The organism is Melioribacter sp. Ez-97 (assembly GCF_051488665.1).
GTDB lineage: Bacteria > Bacteroidota > Ignavibacteria > Ignavibacteriales > Melioribacteraceae > Melioribacter.
The window spans coordinates 184,102-202,404 of sequence record NZ_JBPSEG010000004.1; the positions used below are offsets into that span (position 1 = coordinate 184,102).

Annotated in this window: 12 protein-coding genes; 1 reads left to right on the plus strand and 11 read right to left on the minus strand. The window is 42.3% G+C overall.

What is annotated here, in order from left to right:
• Positions 1-2 precede the first annotated feature (2 nt).
• The 11 genes from ACSSWA_RS07200 to ACSSWA_RS07250 form a co-directional block, all read right to left on the minus strand.
• Entirely contained in the window at positions 3-5,834 is a 5,832-nt protein-coding gene (locus ACSSWA_RS07200; protein ID WP_437355886.1) for a FlgD immunoglobulin-like domain containing protein, read from the minus strand.
• A gap of 739 nt (positions 5,835-6,573) precedes the next feature.
• Positions 6,574-7,362: a ribose 5-phosphate isomerase A gene (rpiA, locus tag ACSSWA_RS07205; protein WP_437355887.1), complete on the minus strand. Its 789-nt coding sequence runs from the start codon at positions 7,360-7,362 to the stop codon at positions 6,574-6,576.
• A 1,037-nt stretch (positions 7,363-8,399) separates the two neighbouring features.
• Positions 8,400-8,528 carry a hypothetical protein gene (locus tag ACSSWA_RS07210; protein ID WP_437355888.1) on the minus strand — a complete coding sequence of 43 codons (129 nt, stop codon included), beginning with the start codon at positions 8,526-8,528 and terminating at the stop codon, positions 8,400-8,402.
• A gap of 159 nt (positions 8,529-8,687) precedes the next feature.
• Positions 8,688-9,725 (minus strand): MlaD family protein, encoded by a 1,038-nt coding sequence (locus tag ACSSWA_RS07215; protein ID WP_437355889.1) that lies wholly within the window; start codon positions 9,723-9,725, stop codon positions 8,688-8,690.
• 10 nt (positions 9,726-9,735) lie between these two features.
• Complete coding sequence (locus ACSSWA_RS07220; RefSeq protein WP_437355890.1) at positions 9,736-10,473, minus strand: ABC transporter ATP-binding protein; 738 nt, start codon at positions 10,471-10,473, stop codon at positions 9,736-9,738.
• A complete protein-coding gene (locus ACSSWA_RS07225; protein WP_437355891.1) occupies positions 10,470-11,279 on the minus strand; it encodes an MlaE family ABC transporter permease in 810 nt (269 codons plus the stop codon). The genes ACSSWA_RS07220 and ACSSWA_RS07225 overlap by 4 nt, the downstream gene beginning before the upstream one ends.
• Before the next feature lie 513 nt (positions 11,280-11,792).
• Positions 11,793-12,080 carry a GIY-YIG nuclease family protein gene (locus ACSSWA_RS07230; RefSeq protein ID WP_437355892.1) on the minus strand — a complete coding sequence of 96 codons (288 nt, stop codon included), beginning with the start codon at positions 12,078-12,080 and terminating at the stop codon, positions 11,793-11,795.
• Between the two features lie 710 nt (positions 12,081-12,790).
• Positions 12,791-13,408 (minus strand): ribonuclease HII, encoded by a 618-nt coding sequence (locus tag ACSSWA_RS07235; protein ID WP_437355893.1) that lies wholly within the window; start codon positions 13,406-13,408, stop codon positions 12,791-12,793.
• Positions 13,398-15,095, minus strand: coding sequence for a BamA/OMP85 family outer membrane protein (locus ACSSWA_RS07240; RefSeq protein ID WP_437355894.1), 1,698 nt, complete (start codon positions 15,093-15,095; stop codon positions 13,398-13,400). The genes ACSSWA_RS07235 and ACSSWA_RS07240 overlap by 11 nt, the downstream gene beginning before the upstream one ends.
• Positions 15,076-16,044 (minus strand): 1-phosphofructokinase family hexose kinase, encoded by a 969-nt coding sequence (locus ACSSWA_RS07245; RefSeq protein WP_437355895.1) that lies wholly within the window; start codon positions 16,042-16,044, stop codon positions 15,076-15,078. Before ACSSWA_RS07245 ends, ACSSWA_RS07240 begins: the two co-directional genes overlap by 20 nt.
• A 249-nt stretch (positions 16,045-16,293) precedes the next feature.
• On the minus strand, positions 16,294-17,763 hold the full coding sequence (locus ACSSWA_RS07250) for an RtcB family protein (protein WP_437355896.1): 1,470 nt from the start codon (positions 17,761-17,763) through the stop codon (positions 16,294-16,296).
• 100 nt (positions 17,764-17,863) lie between these two features.
• Between ACSSWA_RS07250 and ACSSWA_RS07255 the strand changes: the two genes are divergently transcribed.
• Positions 17,864-18,250, plus strand: coding sequence for a YraN family protein (locus ACSSWA_RS07255; RefSeq protein WP_437355897.1), 387 nt, complete (start codon positions 17,864-17,866; stop codon positions 18,248-18,250).
• Positions 18,251-18,303: the final 53 nt, after the last annotated feature.

Sequence of the window (18,303 nt, forward strand, 5' to 3'; positions counted from 1 at the left end):
AATTACTTCAACAGATTCATCTTCATTGTAGAAGTATACTTGCCGGCTGTGATTCTGTAGATATAGATACCGGAAGATACTCTGCTACCGAAGTCGTTTGTTCCATCCCATCTTACCGTGTAGTAACCAGCTTCCTGTTCCTGATCAACCAAGGTCTTAACTACCTGTCCGAGCATGTTGTAGATAACCAGACTTACTTTAGCATCCTGAGGAATGCCGTATTTGATGTTTGTAGTCGGGTTGAACGGGTTCGGATAGTTCTGGCTTACGGTAAATTCGGTCGGGATTTCTCTAACTTTAACCGACATCTGACCGCCGATCTGATCGTTCAATTTAGCCGAAGCGGTGAGATTAACTGCAGCTTCTTTGTCTTTAAGAGCAATACCGATCAGAGCGACATCGCCGTCTGTCAACGGAGTCGTACCGGCAAGAGCTAATTTGAGCACGCCGTTTTCGAAGTTGGAGAACATTACCCAACCTTCGGGCAGTCTCGGAGCTACGTTCTTGAATTCAACGGCGTCGCCAAGCTGAATTTCGGCGGATACCGAAAGAACGCCCTGAGCTTTCATTAATGTGACAGGTAAGGAAAGAACTCCGTTTTCGCTAATTGCGTTACCGAATTCAACTGTACCCATTGTAGCGCTGACTTTAGCAGTCGGGAATTCGCCGTTAGCAACATAGTAGAGAACCCATGCTGCGTCGTAAGCGCCGACAATGCCGTCTCCGTTAACGTCTGCAGCGTACATTTGTTCAGCGTTAAGTGTATCAGTGCCAACCACATATTTAAGAATTAATGAAGCGTCGTCCGCTCCGGGTTGACCGTTGCCGTTGAGATCGCCTTTAGCAAGGCTATACATAACTGAAACAGTAGCACTTGTAGTATCACTTGCAGTTCCATCAGTAACAACAACTGTTACGACATAATCATTACCTGCATCTGCGGTAACTGGAGTCAGTGTAAGAACGCCTGTTTGTGCCGACATTGTTGCAGTTCCATTGAAGCCAGGAACGCTAACACTATATGTCAATGCATCTTGATCTACGTCAACTGCATTGTAAGTAAACGACAACGTTTCATTTGTCTTAATTGTAGTATCAGCTAAAACAGCAGCGCCTGTTGCCGTAAAGCTGGGAGCTCTATTTACGTTGTTAACAGTAACAACTACAGTATCCAGTGTTGTTTTCGAACCGTCTGTTGCAGAAAGGATTATTGTATGAGTTCCAGCATCAGTATATCCAACAATCCATGTTAGAGTATTGGTCGACTGATTAAAGGATGCTGCGCTGGGCTTCTGTATTATTGCCACAGATGGAGTTTGTCCTATATCGGGATCGGAAACAGTCCAAGCAACGTTTACCGTATCTCCTTCATTCACGGTGATGTCCGCAGGATGTGATACAACCGGAGCTTTATTTAACTGGCTGTAAGTAAATCGAGCGCCTTGTGCAGATATAGCGCCTGTTGCGCCTCTTACGATTACTACCGGCGTTGTACCATCCGTAAAGTTGTCGTAGCTTGTACCGCCTTGAGCAACCCACTGATTATTAACGTTTCCGTCGAATCTTCTAACAAATCTGATATTTTGAATACCATCTGTTTCAAATTCAGTATATCCTTCTGCTCTTGCTTCGATATCATAAGAAACCGACGGTTGTAAAGTTAAATCTGATTTTACTAACCAGTAAAAGTCAGGGTAGTTAGTTATCACAAGATTACCCGAGGTAATTGGGAATCCGTTAGTACCTTGCGGATTTTCTGCGACATGAGATACTGTTAAATTAAAGCCCGAAGTCGGCAATGTAGTAAACTGCAATGCCAATGGACGATAATTTGGAGCTGACGCAGGAGCAGTACCAACCGGGAATTCAACTCTAGTTAATCTTATAGCTGCATTACTAGAAATTGGATCAATAAATTTCTTAACATTACCAACTATATGGCTTGCATTAGTACCAGTAACACCGCTTCTATCAAAACCTTGAACCGGCTGCAAACCGTTATCACTGTGTTTTAATACAACAGTATTGCTACCGGTTACCAATACACCGTTCTGGAAGTAAAGAGTTGCCGAACTATCTGCAAAGTTGAGATCGCCGCCGCTCAATGTAACTGTAGCTTCATTGCTTGATTTGGCAAGTCTGAATTTTACCTTATCATCAACAGTCCATTTAGCATTCAATGACAAAGTAGTATTATCTGCACCGGTAAAGTTCAAGAAAGCAGCGCTTGATGCTACAAAAATACCACCGTTTGATGTTTGGGTAACATTACCAGAAACGTTCACATCTTTGCCATTGATATCAAAATTACCGCCGTCAAACTTAACATTACCGTTCAAAGTTAACTTGTTATCCAACTGAACATCAGATTTGAATGTTATATCGCCGTTATATGTCGGATAAGCTCCGCTTGAAGGCGTACCTAATTCTCTTGCTGTAGTTTTTGTAGCTCCATTGTAAACGAGCATCATCGAACCTGCTTTTGCAACTGCTTTATCGAGAGCTTTGTCACCATCTATCTTTAATTCTAAAGTAGAACCGTCTGCCATCGTTACTGTCTTAGTACCCAACGTTAATGTATCGGCTAAGCTTAAAGTTCCATTTACAGTTACATTGGCATTCAAAGTTACACCACGTGGAGTAGTTGAACCCCCTACAATTGTAAGATTTCTTACAGTTGCGGGTAATTCTTTTCCTGTTGTTATTACCGCTGGTCCAGTGTATGTAGAATATTTAACATCTGTATTAGCACCGAAAGCTGGTAATTTAGCAAGAGTTGCCGTACTTGCTGTTCTTTCAATTAAACATCCATCACCAAGTGTTAATTTACCATCAGCGCTTGTTGTAAGAGAATTTTTTAATACTAAGTTTTTGTTAACTGTAAATGCTTTTGTGCCAACATCTACAGCGGCATTTACAGTAAGGTTATCAATCGAGAAGCCGGAAGAAGGAATTGTTACTGTGCCACTTCCCCAGGTAAGCATTCCTGTTGTCTGAGTAATTGCGCCTGCTGTAAATGTAAATGAACCAGTTACATTCAGGTGATTAATACCCATTGCCAACGTGCCGGCAGTATTCTTAAAGGCAGAGCTTACCGTAAGTGTTCTTGCAGTCGGAGAAGAATCTTCATCGTCAGAATGCACTTCAACAGTACCTGAACTGTTTATAGTAAGCGTAGGTATTGTGTAATCTTTTTTAAGCAATACATTTGCGGCTGAATTTGTAAGCAGCATGCTGCCCGTAAATGTGCCTGCCTGAGCATTAACTGTAACATTAGCGCCAGAAACTATAAGATGCGTAGAAACTGTTACAGATGCAGAATCCCCCATGGTTAAAGAATTCGACACTTCAACTGTGTCAGTATTTATAGTAATTGTTTTAGTAGATAATCCTGCAGTACTTAAGTTAGGAACAACAAAGTCAGAACTTGTACTTAATGTAACATCTGCAGTAGCGGCATTTAAGACCAGAGTACCGTTCGTAAACGAACCGTTATCAGTTCTTAAATAATTTGCGTCTTTTTGAGTATACTTAAATCCGCCTGCATCTATACTACCTTTAACTTGGCTTGTTGCGCCTTTAACCGTTATATCGGAACCTAATACCAATGTACCGTCATTTAATGTAACTGCATTAATTGGAGTAGCAACAGTAAGCGTCAATGTGCCTTTATTTAATGTAAGATTACCGCCGACCGTGGAAGTAGAACCCGGTATTGTAATAGATGCAGTTGGGCCAACAGTAGCATTACCTACTTCAATATTTCCCGTTACGGTACCGTTGCTTGCCAAAGTAACAGTTGCGGATGCGCCAGTTTTTGTGCTGGTTTTTTGTAATTCTAAAACACCACTAATTACTTTAAGGTTAGAGGATGTAAATGTTGCGCCGTCTGCAGCTGGTTCAAAAGTCAGGTTATTAACGGTTGCAACATCGCCTGATGCTGTTGAGCCGTTAACAGCCGAGCCGCTGCCGGTAACTTCCAAAGTACCGTTAACTACAGCGCCTTTAATAGAGTGTGTTTTAGAATCACCAGAAAGTGTATAAATATTTCCGCTTACATCTAATGTATCGCCTGTATTAACAGTTAGTGTTCCAGCTATGGTAGAAGCAACATTAGGTCCTGTAACTGTTTTACCGCTGGCAACAGCTATTGTAACGTCATTTAAATTAGCAGCTAAATCATTCCATTCGTCGCCGGCTGTATAACTACTATCTCCAAGATAATACAAGCTTACTTTTGTGCCCGTGGCAACAGAAACCGAACCCGTCAAAGTTCCATCATTACCAAAATAAGCACTATCAGCCCCGGTGGTGTTTATTTTAATAATCGGGCTGGCGAGTGTACTTGAAAACGTAATTGTCTTTGTAGCAGCTACGTCAAAATAACTCTTGTTTATATATAAGATACCGGAAAAATTGATATCATCATTTACCGTAACGGAATCTTCTACAAGAATATTTCCAAAAGTTCCGCCGCCGGTGATTGTGCTATTATTTTGGAAAACAATAAATCCGTTTCCGGAAGTTGAATAATAGTTACCTGAATTAGTGAAAGTTTTATTTGCGCCTTTCATGTAAATATTATTGCTGCCAAGTTCGAGCTGTCCGCTGGTAATAGTCAGGTCACCATTCATTTCTACCGAGGCGGAAAGAGTAACTTTTTTGCCCGTACTTTTAGCTACCTCAAGGTTAAACAGAGTTAAATTGGCGCCCGGATTAAATACAACGTCATTCGAACCGGAGAATTTAAGTAAATCGTTATCGAGCAAGAAATTGCCGACAGTATTATTAGTTCTGTATAAGTTACCTTTAATATCAATTGTTTTAGTAGAACCCGTTACAGTAAAAATACCGCTTGCTATAGTAAGATCGCCTTCTAAAGTTAAGTCATCTTTTACATCAAACGTACCCGTAAAGGAAGAAGGCAAGGATAAATTAGGTAATGTTGCAACGTCTCCTGCAGTCGTTGTAATATTTTTCGAACCCGTTAGTTCAACAATACCGTTACCGGGCGTGCCGGCTGTAACTGAGTGAATGTTTCCTAATTTAGTCAAAGTGATATCAGCCGTAGGAGCAATAGTTATTTTATACCCATTGGCAAATATTTTACCCGAGTTATCAATATCAGTTGTTACGGTAACATTGGAAGCAAGACTAAATGTACTGTTTGCATCCGTTTTAATTGTGCCTGCCAATACAGGAGTAGTAATAGTAACCTTTTTGTTTGAGCTCATTGCGCCTTCGAGAGTACCGCCTTTTAAGTCAGCGGGCAACTCTGCACCCGAATTAATATCAGCAGTATTCGTGTACTTAATATTAATTTTACCGCTGTAGGTTGGCGTGGTGTTAATGGTGCCGTCACCGCGTGTTAATGTAGCATTAGCGCCTAAAACTACATTTGCGCTCGAAATGTTTAATGTGCCGGCAGTTAATACAAGAGCAGAGGCTCCAGTACCAAGATTAAACACTCCGCCTGTAACGCCTAAATTAACAGTTTTACCGGAACCATTAACAGTAATACCGTTCGATATATTAACAGTATTGCTGTTATTAAACACATAAGTGACAAATGTTAAAGACTTTGCAATACTAACATTTGTTTCCGTATATGTACCGGCTGCTACGTTGATAATATCACCATCCGCAGCCTGACCAATGGCATAAGCGATTGTTGCAAAAGGCTGGCTTGTGCTCTTGCCATTATAAACATTAATATTATCGATACCTCCCGTTGAGTTCACGTACCAGTTAGTTTGGGCAAACGTAGAGCCCGCAACAAACGTGAACAAAACTACGAGGAACGATAGTTTTGTTAAAATGTTGTTTAACTTCATTTTTTTCTCCCTAATTGGTTGAGAAATATTTAACAATAAAAAGAATAACTTGATTAAAAGATTGTTTTGCACGCAAACAAACTTGTTTTGTTTGGGGTTTCACGCCCTAAGTAGGTATTGGTTTTCTCATCAGCATTTACCTCCTTGCTTTGTTTGTTAATAATTTGTTTGTTGTTTCGTTCATAATATATATGTAAATCAAACTTTTACCGCGCTTTTAAAATCAAAATGTCAAAGAGCGCAATCCTTCCTTCCCGGTTCAGATTTACTCTTTGTTTTACAATAAGTTACAAAACTTATATAGAGTTTTGGTTTAAAATATCAGAATCCCTCGTACTTGTCAACTCTTTTTTTAAATATTTTTTCATTATCGAAGCTTAAGATATAAATTTGGCGCCGTCTTGTCAATTAAAAAATGCGTTAACCGTTCAACGTTTTGCGTTCAACGTTCAAGGTTCTTGGTTCAACGTTCGTTGTTACGAAGTAATCTCACACACTCATTCGAGTTTGCTTCGTCGTTCGCTTTGCTCTCTCCTCGCAAAGACAAAGTTTTGTTCAGAGTTTGCTTCACTCGCATTCTGCGGGGTCGCAAAGACCTACACAATCTGTCATTCGTCATCACGAAGCAATCCAACAACCAAAACTCTTGTACGGAAAAATCTTCTGATTATTCCGCTTCCATTATATAAAGAACTTACGCGTCCTCCGCGGTTAAGTTATATTGCAACCGCCAGGCGCGCTAAGAAACGCCAAGTATTTCAACGCCGTCGTTCGAAGAACAGTAAACCGAATCTACGAGTTTATTCAGAAATATGCCGTGTTCCACGATACCGGCTCTTTCATTCAATAAAGAGTTCAACTCGGCCGGATTTTCAATTTTTCCGAAATTGGCGTCTATAATATAATTGCCTTCGTCCGTAACGAAAAATCCGCCGTCGTCGCCTTTTCTTATATTAGTTACAGCGCCGAGCGATTCGAGAAAATTAATTTCGCTTTCGAGCGCGAACTGCAGAACTTCCACCGGCACAAAGAACTTTTCGCCCAGTCTGCCGGATAACTTTGTTTTGTCGACAACAATCAATAATCTTTTGGTGTTCTGAGCGATCACTTTTTCCCTCAGCAAAGCGCCGCCGCCGCCTTTAATCAAATTCAAATCGCTGTCTACTTCGTCGGCGCCGTCGATTGTTATGTCAATTAAGTTGTTTCGTTCGGCGTTCTTCGTTCTTTGTTCAACGTTCAACGTTCGGGGTTCAACGTTCAATGTTCTTCGTTCAAAGTTCTTGGTTCTTAGTTTAAATAGTTGATTTAAGGACAGCAACGGGATTCCGTGTCCTGCGGCTAATTCTTCCGTTTTTTTTGAAGTCGGGATACCGTAAATATTTTTCAAATGTCCGTCCTTAATTTTTTTAGCGATTTTAATGGTAGCAAACTTAGCCGTCGAACCCGTGCCCAGACCTACTATCATACCGTCTTTAACCTCTTCAACCGCCTTTTCAGCCGCAATTTGCTTCAGCTTGCTATAATCCATGGTTTTATTCCTAAAAAATTTCGTGCCAAGTGGAAATAATTTGATTTCTTTAAAATATTCAATTTTTCGAAGAAAACAGGTGCGAAAAATTTTCGGGGTTTAAAAAATTTTTGCAGTTGCCTATTTATATGAGTGAATCTGTCATTACGAGTCCCGCTTTAGCAGGGCGAAGTAATCTCATACACTCATTAGAGTTTGCTTCACTCGCTCCGCTCGTTCGCAAAGACTTATTTATGTCTGTACTGTCATTACGAGACCCGCTTTAGCGGGCGAAGTAATCTCACAGGTATTCATTTGAGTTTGCTTCGTCGTTCGCTTTGCTCGCTCCTCGCAAAGACTTGTTCGATCCAGCGTTCGTCATTACGAGTTACGCTGTAGCGGCACGAAGTAATCTCAATCAATTATTGTTTTTGAATAACAATCAAAAGTCAACCTCAGATTCTTCGTCGTTCCGTCTTCGTCGGGTCTCCTCAAAGTGAGGGATTAGGGATTAGTGACTGGGGATTAGGAAATTGTCATACTGAGTCTCGCTTTAGCGGGGCGAAGTAATCTCACCGCTATTCATGTGAGTTTGCTTCACTCGCTCCGCTCGTTCGCAAAGACATGCACAATCCACCACTTGTCATACTGAGTCCCGCCTTTGGCGGGAGGAAGTATCTCACCGCTATTCACATGAGTTTGCTTCGTCGTTCGCTTCGCTCGCTCCTCGCAAAGACTTGTTTGATCCTGCGTTCGTCATTACGAGACCCCGCCTCTGGCGGGGCGAAGTAATCTCAATCAATTATTGTTTTTGAATAACAATCAAAAGTCAACCTCAGATTCTTCGTCGTTCCGTCTTCGTCGGGTCTCCTCAAAGTGAGGGATTAGGGATTAGTGACTGGGGATTAGGAAATTGTCATACTGAGTCTCGCTTTAGCGGGACGAAGTATCTCATTGGGATGCATTTGAGTTTGCTTCACTCGCTCCGCTCGTTCGCAAAGACTTACTTAGGTCTGTGATGTCATTACGAGTCACGCCTCTGGCGGGACGAAGTAATCTCACAGGTATTCATTTGAGTTTGCTTCGTCGTTCGCTTCGCTCGCTCCTCGCAAAGACTTGTTCGATCCAGCGTTCGTCATTACGAGTCCCCGCCTCTGGCGGGGCGAAGTAATCTCACCGGCATTCATTTGAGTTTGCTTCCCCCGCATACTGCGGGGTCGCAAAGACGGAGTTTTGTTCCGGATATGCTTCGCTCGTGATACTCGCCTGCAAGGACCGGCGTTTGATCGGGTATAGTTATGTACTTAAAAGTACAACGAAAACCAGCAGAGCTATGATTTACGTTCTCACTCTTTTACGTCGAGTTTCTTTTCGAGTTCGAGCAATTCTTTTATTTTCATGTCGAGCAGTTGATTCTGCCTTTTTAATTCCCCGATTCTTTTTTCGATGTCTCTTTCGTATTCGACTTTGTTCCAATAGCCCCGTTCTTCGAAGTAGCCTTTAAAGAGCCAGTTATGTTTGAGAGCTTCCATATTTTCATAGAGACTCGAAGTAGCCATGCGGGCTTCGTCCGAAGTGCGCGTCAAATTCGAAATAACCTGTTTGAGCGAGTCAGCCATTTTTTGGTCGCTCACCAGAACGCCGAGGACGCCTTCGCCTCTGTCGACTTTGTCGACCACTCTTTTAACGTCGTAAATCGCCGAATCGACATTCGAAATAATCGATTTAATGCTGCCCGTCATTTCCACAATAATATCCGAGACGTCCGTCAATCGTTTGGTCACCTGCGTTAAACTCCTGTCGGCATTTTGAGTAATGCTGACGGCCGATTCGTAGAGGCGGTCGTCGTTTACTATTTTACCAATAGTGCCTTCGCCTCTGTTCACTTTGGCAATAATTTCAGCGAGGTCTCTTGTAAGGTCTTTCAAATAAGAAATAGTCGATTCGGTCTGTTCCATAATAACGGAAAGATTGAGAGGATTTTTCGATTTAATAATGCCGCCGTTTTTAATAACCGGCTGATCTGCCGAGCCGGGCGTAATCGTAACGATCTTTTTGCCGACGAGTCCTTCCGTTTCAATCGACGCTTCGCTGTCGAGCCGTATAAAATGGACAAGGTCGTTGTCGATTCTCATAACCACTTCGACGTTTCCTTCTTCGTCGCCGACCAAAGAAATGGAGCTTACGCTTCCGACGTCGTATCCGCTCAGCCGGACCGGAGCTCCGGGTTTTAAGCCTTCTATCTGGTCGAAATATGTTTTAATTTCGATAGCGCTAGTAAATAAATTTTCCCTGCTTCCGATAAGAAAGATTGAAATTATCAACAGTACGGTGCCGATAAAAATAAACAAGCCAAGCCGCGCGCCTTCGAGTTGTTTTAACATTACTACCTCGCTAAGCTTTAATTAATTCGTGACTGAAAAAGTTTTTAAGGAACGGGTCGTTCGATTTGGTTAATTCTTCGATCGTTCCTTCGTAAGCAATCTTAGCGTCTTTCAAAAAGATTGCCCTGTCGGCTATTATCTCCGCGCAGATCAAATCGTGGGTGACAATAACCGAAGTCATATTGAATTTATTTTGAAGATTGAGAATCAGTTCGCTGATTTCTTTAGATGTAATCGGGTCGAGACCCGTAGTCGGTTCGTCGTAGAGCATAAGCCGCGGGTCGGTAATAATCGAGCGAGCAAGTCCGATTCTTTTTTTCATACCGCCGGACAATTCCGAAGGCATTTTATCGATTGCATGTTCGAGCGAGACAAGTTCGAGCGTATATTCCACTTTATCGTTAATTTCCTTTTCCGTAAGATTCGGGAAATTCCTTTTGAGCGGGAAAGCCAGGTTTTCGCGAACCGTCATCGAATCGTATAGAGCCGCGCTCTGGAATAAAAACCCGATGTTTTTTCTTACTTTGTTCAATTCGTTCAAATCGAGGTTGATAATACTTTTGCCGTCAATAATAATAGTGCCGCCGTCGGGATTTAATAAACCGATTATGCATTTCAGCAATACGCTTTTGCCCTGTCCGCTCCTTCCGAATACAACGAGGTTTTCTCCTTTGGAAACTTCGAGCGAGACGTCGTCGAGCACAATAAGTTGCCCGAAACGTTTACTAAGGTTTTCTATTTCAATCATCCGAGAGTCGGCCATAACCACAACGTTATTTTTACCAAAATCATGTCAAATATCAAAATCAAAAGCGAAGCGAGCACTACGGCGGTAGTCGAAGCCCTTCCCACGCCTTCCGTTCCGCCTTCGGTTGTATATCCTTTATACGCGCCAACTATTCCCACTATATAACCGAATACAAACGTTTTTGCAACGCCGGGAATAAAATCTCCGAATTCAATCGACCTTATCACCGAGTCGATGTAATAACGAAAGTTAATGCTTTCGGTAATAAGGATTGCCAGATACCCGCCGAAGATTGCAATGACAATAACATAAACAGTAAGAACAGGCAATATCATTGTTGTTGCGACAACGCGCGTAACCACGAGATATTTAAACGGATTAACTCCTGTTACTTCCATGGCGTCGATTTGCTCGGTGACTCTCATCGATCCGAGTTCCGCTCCGATTCCGGAGCTGACGCGTCCGGCAAAAATCAAGGCAGTTATAACCGGACCCAATTCCCTTACAACCGAGAGAGCAACCATACCGGGCAGAAAGTCCGAGGCGCCGAAACGCGCCATTACAGGCTGACTCTGCATTGCAAGCACCAGCCCGATTATAAATCCGGTTACGCTTACTATGCCGAAAGTTTTTACTCCGAGTTCGTCCATGTGCTTTTTGATTTCGGGAATTTCATAGGGAGGCAAGAATGCCTGTTTGAAAAACTCCAGGTTGAAAACTGTTAGTCCCGTAATCGTAGCAAAAAAATTATAGACCTTGTCGAAGAAATTTAATTTTCTGCCGTATCTGTGTTTGGGTAGTTTCATTAATAATTAATTATTCCAAATCGCCTTTCCAAAATAGTAAAAGTATTTTATAGTTTAAAAGGGATTAGGGGTTAGGGATTAGGGGTTAGGGGGCGCTTGGTTTGGGAGTTCAATGTTCTTCGTTTTGGAGTTAATGGTTTGTCATTCAAAGTTATACAACAAAGAACGCCTGTACTTCCGCACGCTCTCGTCTTTGCGAGGAGTGAGCGAAGCGAGCGACGAAGCAAACTCATATGAATAGCGGTGAGATTACTTCGTCCCGCTAAAGCGGGTCTCGTAATGACATTACAGACATAAGTAAGTCTTTGCGACCCCGCAGTATGCGGGGGATTCAAACTCTGAACAAAACTTCGTCTTTGCGAGGAGCGAGCGAGGCGAGCGACGAAGCAAACTCATGTGAATAGCGGTGAGATTACTTCGTCCCGCTAAAGCGGGTCTCGTAATGACAAAACCGACTAAAATCTGTTTTTTAGAAACGACGCATAATACTCTGTCAGGCATTCTCTGATTAATTCAAATCAAATCGTAATATAAATCTTTCCATTCGGGGTTTAGCTTGTTAATTAAATCGAGTTTCTTTTTACGCGAACCGGCTTTGATTTGTTTTTCTCTTTTTATTGCGTTAACGGGAGTATCGTGAATTTCATACCAGACAAGTTTTGTGCAGTTGTATCTTTTAGTAAAACCGTTTGTCAATTTGTTTTTATGTTCATAAACTCTTCGTATAAGATTGTTAGTCATCCCTGTATAAAGCGTTGTGTTGTGTTTGTTGGTCATTATATATACATAGTACTGATTCATATCGGAAGCCCCGCTGCAACAAAATATAAAATGATTTATTAAAAACAACAAGTGAGATTACTCCGTAATGACAACCGACGGATTGACTAAGTCTTTGCGAATGAGCGTGCGAGTGAAGCAAACTCTGAACAAAACCCCGTCTTTGCGAGGAGTGAGCTAAGCGAACGACGAAGCAAACTCGAATGAATAGCGGTGAGATTACTTCGTCCCGCCAAAGGCGGGTCTCGTAATGACATTACAGACATAAGTAAGTCTTTGCGAATGAGCGTGCGAGTGAAGCAAACTCTGAACAAAACCCCGTCTTTGCGAGGAGTGAGCTAAGCGAGCAACGAAGCAAACTCGAATGAATAGCGGTGAGATTACTTCGTCCCGCCAAAGGCGGGTCTCGTAATGACGGACGCCGGATTAAACAGATCTTTGCGAGGAGATCCGACGAAGACGGAACGACGAAGCAAACTCTGAACAAAACTTCGTCTTTGCGAGAAGTGAGCGAAGCGAACGACGAAGCAAACTCATGTGAATAGCGGTGAGATTACTTCGCCCCGCTAAAGCGGGTCTCGTAATGACATTACAGACAAAAATAAGTCTTTGCGACCCCGCAGTATGCCGGGATGCAAACTCAAATTAAACTTCCGTAATGACTGACATAAAAATCAAACAAGCCTTTACGAACTCTGCGTTTATAAAAACCCGATGCGCGGGAAGACAGTCTATTCGGATATAATTATTTTTTTCAAAAATGTTTTTCTGTGGAGCGGAGTAACTCCGTAAAGCTTTATTGCTTCGAAATGATCTTTTGTAGGATAGCCTTTATTTTTATGCCAGCCGTACTCGGGATAAAAGAAAGCGTAATTTTTCATTATCTCGTCGCGCGTTACTTTTGCCAATATCGACGCCGAGGCAATCGCAAACGACTTTCTGTCGCCGCCCACAATCGCGCTGCATTCTACTTCGGTTTCGAATTTTCTGTTTCCGTCGATGAGGATTAAATCCGGTTCAACGCTCAGCTTTGCGGCGGCGGTTTTCATTGCCTTCAACGCCGCATTCAAAATATTAATCCTGTCGATCTCTTCATGATGAACTATTCCCACACCGTACGACAAAGCGTTTTTAACAATCCAATCGAAAAGCGCTGTGCGTTTTTTTTCGCTCAATTTTTTCGAGTCGTTGATCTCGTCGTTCCACACATTTGCGTTGAACACTACAGCGGCGGCTACAACGGGACCGGCTAAAGGACCGCGTCCGGCTTCGTCCACGCCGCATATCAGTTTACGACCGTTTTTCATGAATGAATTATCGAATTCTTTTAAATTCATTCTAAAACTCATTGACAATTCCGAAATGAATTTTTCCTTCACCGAACGAGTCGCCTTTGCCGAGCGCAAAACTGACGCTCATTATACCGAATGCGGTTTCGAAATTAATTCCCAATCCGTATCCGATTTTATAGTCCGAAACTTCGTCGCGTTTGAAATAGCCGGCGTCGAAAAACAGGAAAGCGTGAGTTTTATTTGTCAGGAGATATCTGTACTCGATATTCGACCAGAGAATTCTTTTGCCGGCAAATTGATTTTCGATATAACCGCGCAGGGAATTGGCTCCTCCCAACAAATACATGTCGCTTATTTCAATATTGTCTCCCCTGATTTCACGCGCATGAAAAGCAAGCGCCAACACCTGTAATCGAAATACTTCAAGAAAATAGCCGAAGTCGACTTCGAATTGCTGCAAACTGAAACTTCTGTTTGCGGGCAGGTATTCAGCGGGACCGTTGATTTTTTTTGAATTGAGTTTATACGTATTGGCAAAAATGATTCCGCTTGAAGGAGAATAGATATTGTTTCTTGTATCGATACTCAAATTGACGCCTGTAATCAAAGAAGTCGAATTATAAACCGTAAATCTTTTCACGCTGCGTTCGGTTGGAATTGTGGAACGATGCGCAATCGATACGGAACCCGTTACGTCTTCGGAAGCCATAAAAATCAACTCGCCCGAAAGATTTCTTTGCACGTAAGTAGTATCCTGAATTCTCTGAAACAATCCCGTTCTCAAATTCAAAGGGAAGCCGAACAGCCACGGTTCGAGATATTTTATTTCGAGCTCCTGGGAATTGCGGTTCTCGCTCTGCCAGCGGAAGGAAAGATTTCTTCCCGTGCCGAAAATGTTTCCGAGTCCGATATTTACCAAGCCCGTCAGATAACCTTTTTCGGATTCGCTTCCCGGAACGTATCCTATTATGCCGTCGAACTGATTTGTCTGTTTTTCTTTTACTTTTATTTTCAGAATGCCTTCGTTTTTATTGTCGATAAAAAATTCAGGCTCTTCAACGCTCTCGAAATATCTTAATTTCATAAGCCTCGAAGAAATTTTATTAATTTTTTCGCGAGAGTAAATATCGCCGGTTGTTATTCCCGCGTTCCGAAGAATAACGATATCTTTCGTTTTTTCATTGCCTTCGATTTCCACTCTGTCGATTTGTGCTTTAAGTCCTTTTTCTATTTTTAAATAAATATCCGCAAGATGTTTATCTTCTTTGTCGAAGAAATAAACCGAAGCAATTCTGATTGCAGCGAAAGGATATCCGAGTTCTTCGTAATAATCCAGCAGATAATTGACGCTCTCCTCGAACTGCGGCGCCGAAAAAATCTCGTTATCGAACTTGCTCAATATCTCTTTTACAAACGTCGAATCCTCGTTCAAGCCATCGGCAATTATATTATTTATGAACGTCGGTTTCCCTTCGTCTATTTCAATCTGAAATTGATTGCCGCCGGACTCCCGTATTTTCACACCGGTATGATAATAACCGTAGTAAGAATAAAATTTCTTAATTGAGGAGATTATCGAATCGTCATCGGCTTTTTTAATTCGAGTTTCGAGATTGCGCAGTAAGGTCTTCGTATCGAATGTTTTATTACCGGTAAAAACGAAATTACTTTCGGACTGAGATAAGGCGTTAACTCTTAAAAACAAAAAGAGGAAAAAAATAAATTTAATATCTCGGCGTATCATCGATTATTTTCATTTTCTTTCCAATTTGTTCCACATGCGCTTTTTCGATTAAAGCGGAATATTCTTCTACCGTAACCGAGCTCGTTTCGAGTTTGGAAGCGTTAGCCGAGCCGGCGGCGGCGGCAATGCGAATGAATTCGTCGAAAACCATCGCCTTTTCCAGACCGTATGCGATTCCCGCCACGAAAGAATCTCCGCTTCCGGTAGAATCATAAACTTTTATTGCGGGCGGAATAATTTTATAATGGAAATCGAATTTTGCAGCGTAAAACGGTTTGTCGCCGTCCGTAATAAAAATAAGCTTAATTCCTTTCGCATAGAGGTCGTTCATATAAGCGCGAATCTCTTTTTCGCTTTTCAGCGAAATACCGAGCGACTTTTCTATTTCTTCCCTGTTATTGTGAACTGCCGTTGGCGCGGCATTCAGACAATCCTCGAGATGACTTCCGTATGTGTCGAGTATCGAAATTTTATCGTATTTATGGGCGAGTTCAATTCCATACGGAAAAATCGAATTTGCCGATTCCGAAGGCGAACTGCCCGAGAAAACTACAATCGAACAGTTTTGAATCATCTTGTCGAGTTTCGATTTGAATTCTTCGGCTTCTTCATAAGTCACGTCGTTGTTCAATCCGAAAAATGTGGTAACCCGTTGATGGTTTTCTTCGATAATCAATTCCGCCGCGCGCGTTTCGGATTTGGTCGATTGAACGGTAAAATTTATTTTTTCGTTAGTCAGAACCGAGCGCAATATTTTGCCGTTGTTTCCTCCTAAAAAAGTAAACGCCGTATTTTGAATTCCGAATTTATTTAACTGCCGGCTGACGTTTATTCCCTTCCCGCCTGCGGCATAAATTTCATTTTTACATCGATGCGATTTGCCCAACTCAACTTCGTCGAAGAATTTTCTTCTTTCGAGCAAAGGATTTAATGTTACAGTAAGGATCATAATCAATTCGCTTTGTTATTCGATACGCTAAAATATCGATATTTCATTAAAGTTTCCTTGAGTTTCACGGATGACAGCCGGCAGGTTTAAAAAAAGGATTCAAATACACAGAGAGCAACGACAAACTTACCAAACCGGTAATCTTGCAATTTGTTAATTTGGCAATTTTGCAATTTGCCAATTTGGTAATCTTGCAATTTGGCAATCTTGTAATAAAAAACCTCTCATCCATACGCTGAAAATTTTCATTCATCCTTTAATAACTCCGACGGGTTTAAGCTTTGCCACTTTATTGCTTATGCCCGCTCGGTGAATTACTTCAACAACTTCAGAAACGTCTTTATAAGCGCCGGGCATTTCTTCGGCAATAGTTTTTTTTCCTTTAGCCTGAACTGTAATGCCTTTATTTTTCAATTCGCCGATAATGTCTTTGCCTTTGGCGGATTTCAGAGCTTGATGACGGCTTTGGAGTCTGCCCGCGCCGTGGCATGAACTTCCGAAAGTTTCTTTCATTGCGGATTCGGAACCCGCGAGCACAAACGAGTAGCGTCCCATGTCGCCGGGAATCAATACCGGCTGTCCTGATTCTTTATACTTTTCGGGAATGTGTCTGCTGCCCGGCGGAAAAGCTCTGGTAGCTCCTTTACGATGCACGCAAACTTTTTTTAGTTTTTTGGAGCCGTCTTTTTCGGTAATTACGTGTTCTTCGATCTTTGCAATATTATGGCATACGTCGTAAACAAGTTCGAATCCCAATTCCCGTTGCGATATCGAAAGAGTTTCGATAAGAGTTTTCTTTGCCAGATGCATTATGATTTGTCTGTTGTTCCATGCAAAATTAGCCGCCGCTTTCATAGCGTTCAAATAATCCTTCCCTTCGACGGATTTTATCGGAGCGCAAGCCAGTTGTTTGTCCGGCAGGTTAAAGCCGAATTTCTTTTCCGAATTTACAAGCAGTTTAAGATAATCGTCGCACACCTGATAACCGAGTCCTCGCGAGCCGGTATGAATAAGAATGACCAGTTGACCTTTGAAGAGTCCGAATATATCTGCGATTTTTTCGTCGTAAATTTCTTCCACCAGATCGACTTCAAGAAAATGATTGCCCGATCCGAGAGTGCCGGCTTGGTCGGCGCCTCTTTCGATTGCCCTACGGCTCACGGCGTCGGGGTCTGCGCCTTCAAGCCTCCCGTTTTCTTCCGTAAAGACCAGGTCGTTTTCCGAACCGAATCCGTTTTCAACCGCCCATCGCGAACCGTTAACCAATATTTTTCTTATTTCTTTTTCGGACAGTTTTCGAATAGCGCCGCTCGCCCCTACGCCGGTCGGTATATTCCCGAATAAATTTTCAACCAATTTCGGTATTCTTTTTTCCACATCGTCTAATTTTAAATTCGTGCGCGCCAGTCTGACGCCGCAATTGATATCGTAACCGACTCCGCCCGGAGATATTACGCCCGTTTCAATATCCGTAGCCGCTACGCCTCCGATCGGGAAACCGTAACCCCAATGAATGTCCGGCATGGCTATGCTATACATTTGAATACCCGGAAGATGGGCGACGTTTACAACCTGACGCACCGCTTCGTCGCCGCTTATTTGATTCCGCAGCATATTTTCCGTCGCATAGATTCTGCCCGGCGCGAGCATTCCATCCTGCGCCGGAATTTCCCATAGATAGTCATGAATTTTTTCTATTTCATAACCGCTGATTTTCATTTGCGTACCTTTTCTTAATTTTACTCACTCCGTCGGTGAATATACAATTCTTTCGATTCTTCATAAAGAGATGAATTATTCCTCCCAATGAATTATTTTTATGATGAAAATCAAGAAGCAAACGATGGGCGGCGTCAACAAACGCGAGAGGGGAAATCTGGGCGAAGAGATCGCATGCAATTACCTGATTAATAAAGGCATGACGGTTATCGACAGAAATTACCACTACGGACACGGCGAAATCGATATAATCTGCAAGGACAACGATACTATCGTTTTCGTCGAAGTTAAATACAGAAAGTCGCTCAAATACGGCGAGCCGGAATTTGCAATAACAAAGAACAAACAAAGACAAATCCGGAAAATTGCCGAGGCTTACCTCTACGAAAAAAAGATTACCGACCAGCCCTGCAGGATAGACGTTATTACAATCGTTCACGAGGCGGGAAAAGAACCCGCGCTTACTCATTATCGGGATGCGTTTTAATGTAGCGTTTGACCGTTGACAGTTTTGATGTTGGGGAGTTCTTGGTTTAGAAG

What these genes read in the sequence shown, in the direction of transcription:
- ACSSWA_RS07200 (WP_437355886.1), bottom strand. Translation starts at nt 5,834, where the DNA reads ATGAAGTTAAACAACATTTTAACAAAACTATCGTTCCTCGTAGTTTTG.
- rpiA (WP_437355887.1), bottom strand. Translation starts at nt 7,362, where the DNA reads ATGGATTATAGCAAGCTGAAGCAAATTGCGGCTGAAAAGGCGGTTGAA.
- ACSSWA_RS07210 (WP_437355888.1), bottom strand. Translation starts at nt 8,528, where the DNA reads ATGAATGCCGGTGAGATTACTTCGCCCCGCCAGAGGCGGGGACTCGTA.
- ACSSWA_RS07215 (WP_437355889.1), bottom strand. Translation starts at nt 9,725, where the DNA reads ATGTTAAAACAACTCGAAGGCGCGCGGCTTGGCTTGTTTATTTTTATC.
- ACSSWA_RS07220 (WP_437355890.1), bottom strand. Translation starts at nt 10,473, where the DNA reads ATGATTGAAATAGAAAACCTTAGTAAACGTTTCGGGCAACTTATTGTG.
- ACSSWA_RS07225 (WP_437355891.1), bottom strand. Translation starts at nt 11,279, where the DNA reads ATGAAACTACCCAAACACAGATACGGCAGAAAATTAAATTTCTTCGAC.
- ACSSWA_RS07230 (WP_437355892.1), bottom strand. Translation starts at nt 12,080, where the DNA reads ATGAATCAGTACTATGTATATATAATGACCAACAAACACAACACAACG.
- ACSSWA_RS07235 (WP_437355893.1), bottom strand. Translation starts at nt 13,408, where the DNA reads ATGAGTTTTAGAATGAATTTAAAAGAATTCGATAATTCATTCATGAAA.
- ACSSWA_RS07240 (WP_437355894.1), bottom strand. Translation starts at nt 15,095, where the DNA reads ATGATACGCCGAGATATTAAATTTATTTTTTTCCTCTTTTTGTTTTTA.
- ACSSWA_RS07245 (WP_437355895.1), bottom strand. Translation starts at nt 16,044, where the DNA reads ATGATCCTTACTGTAACATTAAATCCTTTGCTCGAAAGAAGAAAATTC.
- ACSSWA_RS07250 (WP_437355896.1), bottom strand. Translation starts at nt 17,763, where the DNA reads ATGAAAATCAGCGGTTATGAAATAGAAAAAATTCATGACTATCTATGG.
- ACSSWA_RS07255 (WP_437355897.1), top strand. Translation starts at nt 17,864, where the DNA reads ATGATGAAAATCAAGAAGCAAACGATGGGCGGCGTCAACAAACGCGAG.